The sequence below is a fragment of the Limnohabitans sp. TEGF005 genome, from assembly GCF_055394835.1.
This window is the reverse complement of sequence record NZ_AP029226.1, coordinates 243520-256853: the sequence shown is the minus strand read 5'-3', so window position 1 is coordinate 256853 and position 13334 is coordinate 243520. Positions and strand designations below refer to the sequence as shown.

12 protein-coding genes are annotated in these 13334 nt (G+C 59.0%); 6 read left to right on the top strand and 6 right to left on the bottom strand.

All coding sequences use genetic code 11. The annotated features are described in order from the left end of the window. The 6 genes from ACZ5RG_RS01170 to ACZ5RG_RS01145 form a co-directional block, all read right to left on the bottom strand. On the bottom strand, positions 1 to 1812 hold the full coding sequence (locus tag ACZ5RG_RS01170) for an acyl-CoA dehydrogenase C-terminal domain-containing protein (RefSeq protein ID WP_298597485.1): 1812 nt from the start codon (positions 1810 to 1812) through the stop codon (positions 1 to 3). Positions 1813 to 1855: 43 nt separating this feature from the next. Beyond that, positions 1856 to 2605 carry a TetR/AcrR family transcriptional regulator gene (locus ACZ5RG_RS01165; RefSeq protein WP_298597483.1) on the bottom strand — a complete coding sequence of 250 codons (750 nt, stop codon included), beginning with the start codon at positions 2603 to 2605 and terminating at the stop codon, positions 1856 to 1858. Positions 2606 to 2989: 384 nt separating this feature from the next. Further along, positions 2990 to 3853, bottom strand: a complete 864-nt coding sequence (locus tag ACZ5RG_RS01160) for a fumarylacetoacetate hydrolase family protein (RefSeq protein WP_464447586.1) — start codon at positions 3851 to 3853, stop codon at positions 2990 to 2992. Positions 3854 to 3876: 23 nt separating this feature from the next. Next, positions 3877 to 4635, bottom strand: coding sequence for an SDR family NAD(P)-dependent oxidoreductase (locus tag ACZ5RG_RS01155; protein WP_464447585.1), 759 nt, complete (start codon positions 4633 to 4635; stop codon positions 3877 to 3879). Positions 4636 to 4652: 17 nt separating this feature from the next. Then, entirely contained in the window at positions 4653 to 5402 is a 750-nt protein-coding gene (locus ACZ5RG_RS01150) for an SDR family oxidoreductase (RefSeq protein ID WP_298597477.1), read from the bottom strand. After that, complete coding sequence (locus ACZ5RG_RS01145; RefSeq protein ID WP_464447584.1) at positions 5399 to 6514, bottom strand: mandelate racemase/muconate lactonizing enzyme family protein; 1116 nt, start codon at positions 6512 to 6514, stop codon at positions 5399 to 5401. The genes ACZ5RG_RS01150 and ACZ5RG_RS01145 overlap by 4 nt, the downstream gene beginning before the upstream one ends. Before the next feature lie 128 nt (positions 6515 to 6642). Here ACZ5RG_RS01145 and ACZ5RG_RS01140 point away from each other — a divergent pair, with 128 nt between their 5' ends. From ACZ5RG_RS01140 to ACZ5RG_RS01115, 6 genes are all read left to right on the top strand, one after another. Next, positions 6643 to 7371, top strand: a complete 729-nt coding sequence (locus ACZ5RG_RS01140; protein ID WP_298597473.1) for a FadR/GntR family transcriptional regulator — start codon at positions 6643 to 6645, stop codon at positions 7369 to 7371. 52 nt (positions 7372 to 7423) lie between these two features. Next, entirely contained in the window at positions 7424 to 8419 is a 996-nt protein-coding gene (locus tag ACZ5RG_RS01135) for a sialic acid TRAP transporter substrate-binding protein SiaP (protein WP_298597471.1), read from the top strand. An 81-nt stretch (positions 8420 to 8500) separates the two neighbouring features. After that, positions 8501 to 9076: a TRAP transporter small permease gene (locus tag ACZ5RG_RS01130; RefSeq protein ID WP_298597469.1), complete on the top strand. Its 576-nt coding sequence runs from the start codon at positions 8501 to 8503 to the stop codon at positions 9074 to 9076. Between the two features lie 25 nt (positions 9077 to 9101). Then, positions 9102 to 10496 (top strand): TRAP transporter large permease, encoded by a 1395-nt coding sequence (locus ACZ5RG_RS01125; protein ID WP_298597467.1) that lies wholly within the window; start codon positions 9102 to 9104, stop codon positions 10494 to 10496. Between the two features lie 45 nt (positions 10497 to 10541). Continuing rightward, positions 10542 to 12071 (top strand): UxaA family hydrolase, encoded by a 1530-nt coding sequence (locus tag ACZ5RG_RS01120; RefSeq protein ID WP_464447583.1) that lies wholly within the window; start codon positions 10542 to 10544, stop codon positions 12069 to 12071. Positions 12072 to 12201: 130 nt separating this feature from the next. After that, positions 12202 to 13263 carry a malate/lactate/ureidoglycolate dehydrogenase gene (locus tag ACZ5RG_RS01115; RefSeq protein ID WP_298597463.1) on the top strand — a complete coding sequence of 354 codons (1062 nt, stop codon included), beginning with the start codon at positions 12202 to 12204 and terminating at the stop codon, positions 13261 to 13263. Positions 13264 to 13334: the final 71 nt, after the last annotated feature.

Sequence of the window (13334 nt, the reverse complement as noted above, 5' to 3'; positions counted from 1 at the left end):
TCATGCCAGTGCCGCATCGGTGTCCATGAGCACATCGCTGCCCGCACGGATGCGGCGCATCAGGCTCGATGTCTCGGGCATCAGGCGGGTGAAGTAAAAACGCGCCGTCTGCAATTTAGCCTGGTAGAAAGGGTCGGGGCGTTGGGCTTCTTCTTCGGCTTCGGCCAGTTTCTTCAAGGCGATTTGTGCCGAGCGAGCCCAGAAGTAAGCCAGCACCAAGTGCCCCACCACGCGCAAGTAATCCACCGCAGCCGCACCCACTTCGTCGGCATTGCTCATGGCTTTCATGCCCACTTCACCCGTGAGCTGCGTGAGCTTTTGGCCCAGATCGGCCAGTGGTTTGATGAACTCGCCCATGGCTTCGTTGGCCATTTCGGCCTTGACCAGTTGCTCGACCAATTTGCCAAACTTTTTGAGCGATGCACCCTGGTTGCCCAGCACCTTGCGCCCCAGCAAGTCGAGCGACTGGATGGTGTTGGTGCCCTCATAGATCATGTTGATGCGGGCATCGCGCACAAACTGCTCCATGCCCCATTCCTTGATGTAGCCATGACCACCAAAGACCTGCTGGCAGGCGGACGTCGCCTCCCAGGCGTTGTCGGTGGTGAAGGCTTTGACGATGGGCGTCAGCAAGGCCACCAGCTCGGCCGCTTCGGCGCGTACCGCTTCGTCAGGGTGGTTAATTTCTTTGTCGAGCAGCAAGGCGCAATAGCAAGCCAGAGCGCGGCCACCTTCGGCATAAGCCTTGGCCGTCAACAGCATGCGACGCACATCGGGGTGCACGATGATCGGATCGGCCGGCTTGCCTGGTGCTTTCACGCCTGTCAGTGAACGCATCTGCACGCGGTCTTTGGCATAGGCCAAGGCATTTTGATAGGCCACCTCAGTCAGTCCCAGTGACTGGTTGCCCACGCCCAAACGGGCCGCGTTCATCATCACAAACATGGCGGCCAGGCCCTTGTTGGGCTGGCCCACCAGAGTGCCCACCGCATCGTCGAGCACCATCTGGCAGGTGGCGTTGCCATGAATGCCCATCTTGTGCTCAAGGCCACCGCAATAAATGCCGTTGCGCTCACCGATGGCGCCATCTGCGGCCACCTTGAACTTGGGCACCAGGAACAGACTGATGCCTTTGCTGCCGGGCGGCGCATCGGGCAGGCGGGCCAACACCAGGTGCACGATGTTGGCGGCCAAATCGTGCTCACCCGCGCTGATGAAAATCTTTTGACCGGTGATGCGGTAGGTGCCATCGGCTTGCGGCTCGGCCTTGCTGCGCAGCAGGCCCAAATCGGTCCCGCAGTGCGGTTCGGTCAGGCACATGGTGCCGGTCCACTCGCCACTGGTCAGCTTGGGCAAGTAAAGGGCTTTTTGCTCGGGCGTGCCGTGCGCGTGCAGAGCTTCATAAGCGCCATGCGACAGGCCGGGGTACATGGTCCAAGCCTGGTTGGACGAGTTGAGCATCTCGTAAAAGCACTGGTTGACCACAAACGGCAAGCCTTGCCCGCCAAATTCGGGGTCACAGCTGAGTGCAGGCCACCCCCCGGCGACATATTGTGCGTAAGCCGCTTTGAAACCATCTGGCGCCTTCACGTCATGGGTGTCGCGGTTCAATGTGCAGCCTTGGGTGTCGCCTGAAATATTGATCGGAAACACCACTTCGGCCGCAAACTTGCCGCCTTCTTCGAGCACCGCATTGATGGTGTCGACATCGGTCTCGGCATGCTTGGGCAAGGCCTTGAATTCGTCGGTAACGTTGAGCAACTCATGCAATACAAACTGCATGTCGCGAAGGGGCGGGTTGTAGACAGGCATGGAGACTCCTAGAAAATGAAGATCGGGGGGTTAAAAGCAAAAATCAGTGGTCGCTGTTCTTGCGCTGCGTCTTGGCCAACGACGCCCATTGAGCGGACGGGGCTGCACCGTCAGGGGTTTTGACTGGCGCCGGTGTTGGCTCTGTGGCGTAGCGCGCCAGAATGTGCGAGAACCCTCGCCTTGCGCGGTCGGTGGCAGCGGGGTTGCGCAAAAAACGCGCCTCGTAGTGCAAGGCCAAAATCAAGCCATGAATTTCGAAGGCAATCTGGTGGGCATCTGACTCCAGGCTCAATTGCCCTTCGGCCTGCGCCAGTTCGACGGCACGGCGCAAGGCCGTTTGCCAAGTGGTCACCGATGAGGCCAAAGCATCGCGGACAGGGCCCGTGCGGTCGTCAAACTCGACTGCGCCACTGATGTAAATACAGCCCGAATCAATTTCAGCGGAAGTCTGCACCATCCAGTTGTCGAACATGGCTTGCAGTCGCGCCACGCCTCGGGGTTTTTGCATGGCGGCGTAAAACACCTCTGCCTCGAAACGGTCGTGGTATTCGCGGATGACCGAAATTTGCAGCTCTTCACGCGAGCCAAAGTGCGCAAAAACGCCCGACTTGCTCATGCCCGTGACCTCAGCCACAGCCCCAATGGACAGCCCTTCCAGCCCAATTTGCGAGGCCAGGCCCAACGCGGCATCGATGATCACGGTCTTGGTTTGCTGACCTTTGATGAGCACGCGTCGACCCGCTTCTGGAACGGGCAAGCTTTCTACTTTGGGGGTTTTTTTGTGATCGGTCATGGTGCATCAAAAAAGAACGGTCGTTCTATTTTGCACCAAAATTCAGCAAAAGATCAAACCACTTGGGCAAGCAAGGGTAAATCAGGGGCATCAACCGCCACAGCAAGCCGCAAATGCGGGGGGCGCTATAGACCCCCGATCAGGTCGGGAGTGACAGACTTGATTGTCATGCCCGCGAATGCGGATATCCATGGCAGCCGAAGCCATGGACCCCCGATCGAGTCGGGGGTGACAAGCAAAAGCCCGAGTGACAAGCAAAAGCCCGAGTGACAAGCAAAAGCCCGAGTGACAAGCAAAGGCCAGGTGACAAACCCAATGTCATGCCCGGCTTGACCGGGTATCCATGCTCGCCAAGCAGGGTCTCCCAGGTCAAGTCAAAAAACATCAGGCTTTGAAAGCCACCACTTTCTGGCTTTGCTCACCCAGGCCATCAATGCCCAAGCGCATCACGTCGCCACGCTTCAAGAACACAGGTGCGGGCTTGCCGTCTTTTTTGATGCCCATGCCCACGCCTGGAGGTGTGCCGGTGGTGATGATGTCGCCGGCCTCGAGGGTCATGAACTGGCTCACATAGCTGACCAGTTTGGCCACGCCAAAAATCATGGTCTTGGTGGTGCCGGTTTGCATGCGCACGCCGTTCACGTCCAGCCACATGCCCAGGGCTTGCGGGTTAGGCACTTCGTCGCGCGTGACCAACCAAGGGCCGACGGGTCCGAAGGTGTCGCAACCCTTGCCCTTGTCCCATGTGGCACCGCGTTCGAGCTGGTATTCGCGCTCGCTCACGTCGTTGATGACGCAATAACCAGCCACGTGGTTCAAGGCGTCTTTTTGCGACACATAGCGTGTGCGGGTGCCAATGACGATGCCCAACTCGACCTCCCAGTCGGTCTTCTTGGAGCCTTTGGGCAGCATGACGTCATCGTCTGCACCCTGAATGCAAGAGATGGCCTTGGTGAACACAATTGGTTCAGCCGGAATGGGCATGCCGGATTCGGCCGCGTGATCGGCGTAGTTCAGGCCAATGGCAATGAACTTGCTGGTGTACGAGATGGGCGTGCCAAAGCGCTTTTTGCCGCGTACCAAAGGCAGCTTTTCGGTCTTGACTTTGGCCAACTTGGCCAGCGCCTTGTCGTTGAGCAACTCAGGGGAAATGTCTTTCACCACGCCACTCAGGTCGCGCAAGCGGCCATCGGCGTCGATCAGACCTGGTTTTTCTTTGCCGGGTTGGCCATAGCGAACGAGTTTCATAAAACCTCTCAGTGTGTAAAAAATCAATAAGTGGAACGGCCACCCGACAAGTCAAAGACCGCCCCGGTGGAGAAGGAACATTCTTCGGTGCTGAGCCACGTCACCATGGCGGCGACTTCTTCGGGCTCGCCAAAGCGGGCCATCGGAATCTTGGACAACATGAACTGGATGTGCTCTGGCGACATTTGATCAAAAATCGCCGTCTTGACAGCCGCCGGGGTGACACAGTTCACGCGCACACCCGTGTCGGCGAGCTCTTTGCCCAGCGATTTGGTGAGGCCAATGACGGCCGCCTTGCTGGCACTGTAAGCGCTGGCATTGGGGTTGCCGTCCTTGCCCGCAACCGAGGCGATATTGACGATGCGTCCGTAGTTGCGCGCCTTCATGTGGGCGCTGAGTTCGCGGCAGCAATAAAACAAACCATTCACGTTCACATCGAAAACCTGCTTCCATGCGTCAACCGGGTAATCCCACACTTTGACGTTGGGGCCGGTGATGCCAGCGCTGTTGACCAACACATCCACATCGGCCAAAGCGGTGGTTTGAGCAGTGGCTTGCACCACCGAATCGTGGCTCGTCACATCGACCTGCACCGTGTTGACGACAGCGCCTGCTTGTTGCTTTCGCAGTTGTTCGGCGGCGGCGATCATGCCCGCCGCATCGCGGTCCCAGACCGTCACTCGGGCACCCGAAGCCAGCATGCGCTGGGCAATGGCAAAACCCAAGCCAGTGGCTGCGCCCGTGATGACCGCGTGGCGGCCTTTCATGTCCAGCAAATTCATGTCGGTCTTTCTGAAACTCAAATGGTCATGCCACCATCGACCATGTAGGCATTGCCCGTGGCGAAGATGGATTCGTCAGAGGCCAAGAAGGTGACGATGGGCGCGATCTCTGCCGCCTGCGCCAGTCTGCCCATAGGCTGGCGGTTGATGAAGTCCTTGCGCGCCTGCACCGGATCGGCGTAGCTGTTGATGCGGTCTTGCAACGAGGGAGTGTCCACGGTGCCTGGGCAAATCGCATTGCAACGGATGCCCTGGCGCACAAAGTCAGCCGCCACACTCTTGGTGAGGCCTATCACTGCGGCCTTGCTGGTGCCGTAAATGAAGCGGTTGGGCAAGCCCTTGACGCTGGAACACACGCTGGCCATGTTGATGATGCTGCCGCCACGGCCGTCTTTCTCGAACTGCGCCACCATTTTGGGGATGGCCGCCTGAATCATCCAGAACTGCGAACGCACGTTCAGGTTGAACGCGAATTCCCACTCATCGTCTTTGGCCTCCACAATGCTGCCGTTGTGCACAAAGCCTGCGCAGTTGAAGATCACGTCGATGCGGTCCATGCTGGCCACCTGGGCGGCAATCGCGGCTTTGTCGAGCACGTTGAGCACGGCGGTGTGCACATTCGCCACACCTTGGTAAGACTTGAGTAACTCGGCGTTCACATCGGTGGCGTAAACGACGGCGCCTTCTGCGGCCATGGCCAGCGCCGCAGCCTGGCCAATGCCTTGCCCAGCGGCGGTCACCAGCGCGGTTTTTCCTTTGAGTCTCATAGTGCCTTGATCTCCAGATAAGTGGTTTGTCTTTGTGTGATGGCGGACCAGTCCCAGGCGATGCCCAGACCTGCGGTGTCGTGTGGGTGGGCGAAACCATCAGACACCCGCATGCGCGAAGTGGTGATGTCGTCCAGTTGCGGAATGTATTCGACCCAAGTGGCGTTGGGCACGGCGGCGCAAAGGCTCACATGCAACTCCATCAAAAAGTGAGGACACACCGCCACGTCAAAGGTCTCGGCCAAATGCGCCGTCTTGATCCAGGGCGTGATGCCGCCAATGCGGGCTACATCGGGCTGCACGATCGAGCAAGCGCCCTGCTCCAGATATTCACGGAACTGCATCGGGTGGTACATCGACTCGCCCACCGCCACCGGAATGGTCGTGTGCTCACGCAGCTGGCGGTGGCCCGACACATCTTCGGCAGGCAGCGGCTCTTCCATCCACGCCAGCCCCAAGCCATCAAATGCCCGAGCCCGGCGCACGGCCTCGGCGCGGTTGAAGCCCTGGTTGGCATCGGTCATCAGCTCAAACGCTGGCCCCACCGCATCGCGCACAGCGCTCAAGCGGGCCACGTCTTCGCTCACATGAGGGCGGCCGATCTTGATCTTGGCCCCTTTAAAGCCCTGGGCTTGCGCCTCCAGGGTCTGATCCACCAGCGCCTCAGGCGACAAATGCAACCAGCCTCCTTCGGTGGTGTAAAGCGGTACGCGTTTTTGTGCACCACCCAACAACTGCCACAGCGGCAGGCCCTGGCTTTGCGCACGCCAATCCCACAAGGCGGTGTCCACACAGGCCAACGCCAAGCTGGTCATCGCGCCCACTGCCGTGGCGTGGGTATGAAAAAACAAGTCTTTCCAGATGGCCTCGACCATCACCGGATCCCGACCGATCAAACGGGGGGCCAAGTGGTCCTTGAGCAAAGCAATAACAGAAGAGCCACCCGTGCCAATGGTGTAAGCGTAGCCCGTGGCCGCAATGCCGTCGCTGCAATGCAGGGTGAGCAAGATAGTTTCTTGCGTCACGAACGACTGAATCGCGTCGGTGCGCAGCACCTTCGGCGGCAAATTCACCTGCCGTAGGCTCACGCGGTCAATGGTGACTGAGGACATGCGACTGAGGGCCCTTGTATGAGGGTTTGTGCGGGTCTAAAAAAGCTTGACCGCTGAAATCTGAACATGTGATGATTGTGCAACTGGTCTGACCACTTGTCCAATTCACGTTATCCCTGATTCGCCAAATGCCCTTGCACACCGTAGCCCCGCAGCGCCTGTACCGCCAAATTGCCGAGCAACTCAGAACGCTCATGGTCTCAGGTGAGTTTGCTTTGGGCTCTCGATTGCCAGCCGAACGCGACTTGGCCTTGCAATTGGGCGTCAGTCGGCCTTCGGTGCGAGAAGCTCTGATCGCGCTGGAGGTCGAGGGGATGATCGAAGTACGCACCGGCTCCGGCATTTACGTGCAGCGCATCCAGCCGCTCGCCAAGGCAACGGCCGCATCCGAAGCCGACGCCAACACCCCCGCCGACTGGGGGCCGCTGGAGGTGATGAGCGCCCGCTTGTTGATCGAGGCCGAAGTGGCGGCGTTGGCAGCCACCCACGCAAAAAAGACAGACATAAAGGCCATCAAAAACGGCTTACAGCAGATGAAGCTCGAAGCCGCTCGCGATGAAGTGCCGCGCGAGGGCGACGAAGCTTTTCACGAAGCGATTGCCAAAGCCTGCGGCAACAGTGTCTTGCTGGACACCGTACAGCGTTACTGGCAAGCCCGCAACGGTCCGCTGTTTGAGCGACTGGGCGATTATTTTGAACACCCGGCATCTTGGCAAGCAGCCATTAGCGAGCACCAACAGGTGTTGCAGGCCATTGAGGCGCACGACCCAACAGCCGCCCGCAAGTCCATGCAAAAGCACCTGAAACAAGCCCACAAAAGGTACAGCGCGAGCTGGCGCCGCGCGCCTGCCCGTTAAGGGCAAGCAGTTTTTTCGCGTCAGCATTTTTAAAACCAATGAGGAGACTTTGATGAGCAAACGATTGACCCTGAAAACACTGGCCACCGTCGGCGCATTCGCCGTAGGTGCCTTGTCCGTGCTGAGCAGCACTGCCGTGCTGGCGCAGCAAAAAATCAAGTGGGCCCACGTCTACGAAACATCTGAGCCCTATCACACCGAATCGGTGTGGGCAGCTGAAGAAATCAAAAAACGCAGCAGCGGCAAGTACGACATCCAAGTCTTCCCTGCCTCCACACTGGGCAAAGAAACCGACATCAACCAAGGCCTGACGCTCGGCACCGTGGACATGATCATCAGCGGCCCTTCCTTTGCCGCCCGCTCCTACCCGCGCTTTGGCATTGCCTACTACCCCTTCATCTTCCGCGACGGTGATCACCTGGTGGCCTACTCCAAGAGCCCCGTCTTTCAGGAAATGGTCAACGAGTTTCGTGCCAAAACCGGCATTCAGGTCACGGCCTACACCTACTACGGCGCACGCCACACCACCGCACAAAAGCCATTCACCAACTGCGCAGGCATGAAGGGCCTGAAAATCCGCGTACCCGATGTGCCGGCTTACACCGCCACACCAAAATCTTGCGGTGCCAACCCTACCCCGATTGCCTTTGCCGAGGTGTACTTGGCCTTGCAAAACGGCACCGTGGAAGCGCAAGAAAACCCCTTGACCACGATCGAGGCCAAGAAGTTCTACGAAGTGCAAAAAGCCATCATGATGACCGGCCACATCGTGGACGGTTTGACCACCCAAATCGCACCGCATTTGTGGAACAAACTCAGCGATGCCGAGAAGAAGATGTTCACTGAAGTGACGCAAGAAGCTGCCGTGCGTGCCACAGCCAAGATCAAAGCCCGCGAAGCCGAGCTGGTGGGCGAGTTCAAGAAAAAAGGCCTGCAAATTGTGGAAGTGGACCGCAAGTCATTCCAGGATGCCGTGCTGAAAAACGCCCCACTGTCTTCGATGGGCTTTACACAGTCTGACTTCGACAAGATTCAAGCCGCCAAGTAAGCAGAAGACGCCGCAAGTCTGACTCTCCGAGTTCGACTTGCGCGTGCCATCTGGCCATCTCATCGAATTCAAGGACCTCCAATGAGCAACATCCCAGACCTCGACGCCATGCCCAAAGTCATGGGCGACGATGGCCAGTTTCATGCGACAGACGACGAGGTCGATTTATCCGGCACGCCCATCGAGGCCTGGGCCGCTCTGGCCTTCTTCTGGGCATTGGGCTTGACCGTTTTTTACCAATTTTTCACGCGTTACGTACTGAACAATTCGGCTTCGTGGACCGAAGAAATTGCCCGCTATTTACTGATCGCAACAGTCTTTACTGGCGCGACCATTGGCGTGGCCAAGAACAACCACATTCAAGTCGATTTCTTTTACCGATTCATGCCCACATGGCTGTCGCGCGTCATGGGCACCGTGGTCGACGTGATGCGCATCGCCTTTTTCGCCGCCGCCACCGTCCTGACGGGGCAAATGATGGAGAAACTGGGCAGCTACAAGATGACCATCATCGACCTGCCCATGAACCTGATTTATGGCGTGGTCATGGTCGGCTTTGCCGCCATGTGCCTGCGCGCCATCTGGGTGGCCCGCGTGCATTGGCAGCGCGGCTATACCGTGCTGCAACGCCCCGAGTCTGAAATGACCGACCGCTGAAACCGCCCCTCTAGAAAGTTCTCCCATGCTGAAGATCCTTTTTCTGATTCTCATGAGTGGCGGTATCCCGGTGGCGATTGCCATGGCGGGTGCGTCCTTGCTCTATTTGTTTTTTGTCGAAAGCTCTCCACCGTTTGTGGTCATTCACCGCATGGTCTCGGGCATCGACAGCTTTCCGCTGCTGGCAGTTCCCTTCTTTATTTTGGCCGGCAACCTGATGAACAACGCGGGCATCACCAACCGCATCTACAACTACGCACTGGCCCTGGTGGGCTGGCTTAAAGGTGGACTGGGTCACGTCAACGTGGTCGGCTCGGTCGTATTTGCCGGCATGAGCGGCACGGCCATTGCCGACGCGGCTGGTCTGGGCACCATCGAAATCAAAGCCATGAAAGACCATGGCTACAGCACCGAATTTGCGGTGGGCGTCACGGCTGCTTCGGCCACGCTCGGCCCCATCATTCCGCCGAGCTTGCCCTTTGTGATCTACGGCATGATGGCCAACGTTTCCGTCGGTGCCTTGTTTCTTGCAGGCATCCTGCCCGGCATTCTGATGGCCGTATTGATGATGCTCACTGTGGCTTTTTTTGCGCACAAAAACGGCTGGGGTGCGGACGTCAAATTCGAGTGGCCCAAAGTCATCAAGGCCCTGGCTGAGACGGCTGTGGTCGTAGGTTGGCCACTTTCCATCTGGTGGATGGTCACCGCCCTGGGCACGCCCGCGCAAATCACGGTGTTTGTGGCCTTGATCGTTTTATTTGCCGCCGACAAGTTCTTCAACTTCCAGGCCGTTTTGCCCATCATGACACCCGTGATTCTGATCGGCGGCATGACCACTGGCGTGTTCACCCCCACCGAAGGCGCGATTGCGGCTTGCGTCTGGGCCATTGCACTGGGGTTTTTCTGGTACCGCACGCTCAACTTCAAGATGTTCGTGAAGATTTGCCTCGACACAGTAGAGACAACGGCCACCGTGCTGTTCATCGTGGCTGCGGCCAGCATTTTTGGCTGGATGCTCACGGCCACGGGTGTGACCACCGCCATCAGCGAATGGGTTCTTGGCTTCACCAAAGAGCCTTGGGTGTTCTTGCTGCTGGCCAACGCGCTGATGCTGTTTGTCGGCTGCTTCCTAGAGCCCACTGCCGCCATCACCATTCTGGTGCCGATCCTCGTACCCATTTGCCAAAAGCTGGGCATTGACCTGGTGCACTTCGGTCTGGTCATGGTGCTGAACTTGATGATTGGCCTGCTGCACCCGCCTATGGGCATGGTGCTGTTTGTGTTGGCGCGTGTGGCCAAGCTCAGCGTCGAGCGCACGACCATGGCCATCCTGCCTTGGCTGTTCCCCTTGCTTGGCAGTCTGGCTGTCATTACCTACTTCCCCAGCTTGGTGCTGTGGTTGCCCAAGCAATTCTATTGACCTTGTAGGACAGCGCTTCAGCGCTGTCCCCAACCGATTAAAAACATGTCAAATCTCTTCATCCGACTGCACCCGGCCGATGACGTGGTCATCGCCCGCGCCCAACTCATGAGCGGCAGCGCCGTGGACGGTGTGGCTGTGCGTGGCCTGATACCGCCGGGCCACAAAATCGCCACTCGCGCCATTGCCGCAAACGAGCCCGTGCGGCGCTACAACCAGATCATCGGTTTCGCATCGCAAGCCATTGCGCCGGGCGAACATGTGCACACGCACAACCTCAACATGGGCGCCGAAAAAGGCAACTTCGAGCGCGACTACGCCATCGGGCAAGACGTCAAGCCCGAACCCGTGCGCAAGCAAGCCACCTTCATGGGCTACCAGCGTGCGGACGGCCGCGTGGCCACACGCAACTACATCGGGGTGCTGTCCAGCGTCAACTGTTCAGCCACCGCTGCACGCGCCATTGCCGACCACTTCTCCAAACGCAGCAACCCGCAAGCGCTGGCCAACTTCCCCCATGTGGATGGCGTGGTTGCCTTGACCCACGGCACCGGCTGCGGCATGGACACCGAAGGGCTGGGCATCCAGCTGCTCGAACGCACTTTGGCCGGTTACGCCACGCACGCCAACTTCTGGGGTGTGGTCGTCGTGGGCCTGGGCTGTGAAGCCAACCAACTCAACACCTGGCTGGCGCACAGCAGTCTGCGCGAGGGCGACACACTGAAAGTCTTCAATATCCAGGACACGGGCGGCACACGCCTGACTGTCGAAAAAGGCATCAAGCTGATCGAAGAAATGCTGCCCCGCGCCAATGCCATCACGCGCCAGCCTTGCAGTGCTGAACACATCACAGTGGGTTTGCAGTGCGGTGGATCAGACGGCTATTCGGGCATCAGCGCCAACCCGGCGCTGGGTGCGGCGGTAGACCTGCTGGTCCAGCACGGTGGCACCGCCATCCTGAGCGAAACTCCCGAGATTTATGGGGCCGAACATTTGCTCACACGCCGCGCCGTCAAACCCGAGGTAGCGCACAAACTGATCGAGCGCATCAAATGGTGGGAAAACTACACCGCCATCAACGGTGGCGAAATGAACAACAACCCTTCGCCCGGCAACAAGGCCGGTGGCCTGACCACCATCCTTGAAAAGTCGCTCGGCGCCGTGGCCAAAGGCGGCACCAGCAACCTGCAGGCGGTTTACGAATACGCCGAACCGGTGCAGGCCAAAGGCTTCGTCTACATGGACACGCCAGGTTACGACCCCGTCAGCGCCACCGGGCAAGTGGCGGGCGGTGCCAACCTGATCTGCTTTACCACCGGTCGCGGCAGCGCCTATGGCTGCGCGCCTTCGCCCAGCCTGAAGTTTTCGACCAACACCGCGCTGTGGAAAAAACAAGAAGAGGACATGGACCTGAACTGCGGTGAGATCGTGGACGGCGGCGTGAGCATCGCCGAGATGGGACAGCGTATTTTCGAAATGATCCTGGCCGCCGCCTCGGGCGAACCCACCAAGAGCGAACGCCACGGCTACGGGCAAAACGAGTTTGTGCCATGGCAAGTAGGCGCGGTGATGTGAGCGCCCCCTCGCTCGTCATTCCGGACTTGATCCGGGATCCATGTGGTCTAGCGCCATGACCCACCCTCAAGATGGACCCCGGGTCAAGCCCGGGGTGACAAGAGTAAATCAATGACTGACAAGGATCACCATGAGCCAACGCATCCAAGCCAACGATCTTCGCCAACACATCACCCGCATCATCGCCATGACGGGCAGCGCCCCGGCAGAGGCCGCGCAGGTGGCCGACAACTTGGTGATGGCCAACCTGAGCGGTCACGACTCGCACGGCGTCGGCATGGTGCCGCGCTATGTGGACGCCGTACTCGAAGGTGGCTTGAGTCCCAACACCGGCGTCAAGGTCTTGCTTGACACCGGCCCACTGTTGAACCTAGACGGCCAACGCGGCTATGGCCAGATCACTGGCGTGCAAGCCATGCAAATGGGCATCGAACGCGCCAAGCAACACGGCGTATGCACCGTGGCCCTGAGCCGCTCACACCACTTGGGGCGCATCGGCCACTTTGCCGAAATGGCCGTCGCCCAAGGTCTGGTGTCGGTTCATTTTGTCAACGTGCTTTCACGCCCCGTGGTCGCGCCTTTTGGCGGTGGCGATGGGCGCTTTGGCACCAACCCCTGCTGCATCGGCGTGCCCATGGGCAGCCGCGCACCCTTTGTGCTGGACTTTGCCACCAGCCGCGTGGCACAAGGCAAGATGCGCGTGGCCCACAACAAGGGCGAGCAAGTACCGCCCGGCTATTTGATTGACGAACATGGTCACCCCACCACCGACCCTGGCGTGGTGGTGGTGCCGCAGACCAACGGTCTGTTTGGCGCACTCATGACCTTTGGCGACCACAAAGGTTTTGGCATGGCCGTGGCCTGCGAACTGCTGGGCGGTGCACTGACCGGCAGTGGCACCTGGCACCGCGAAGCCGACCAGCAACGCGCCGTGCTGAATGGCATGCTGACCATGCTGATCGACCCGGTGCGCCTGGGCACGCAAGACATTTTTGAACAAGAAGCCCTGGCCTTTGCCGACTGGCTGCGCCAAAGCCCCGATGCCCCAGGCAGCGACGGTGTGCACATGGCAGGCGAACCCGAACGCGCTGCCCGCGCCGAGCGCGAACAAAACGGCATCTGGATCGACGACACCACCTGGGCCGAGATCGAGGCATCCGAACAAAAACTCCAACAGTCGCAAAAAACTTAACCAAACAACTGCGACGCTAAACATAACTTAACAACTGTCACCTCGGCCCAAGTTAACAACTGCCAGCCCGG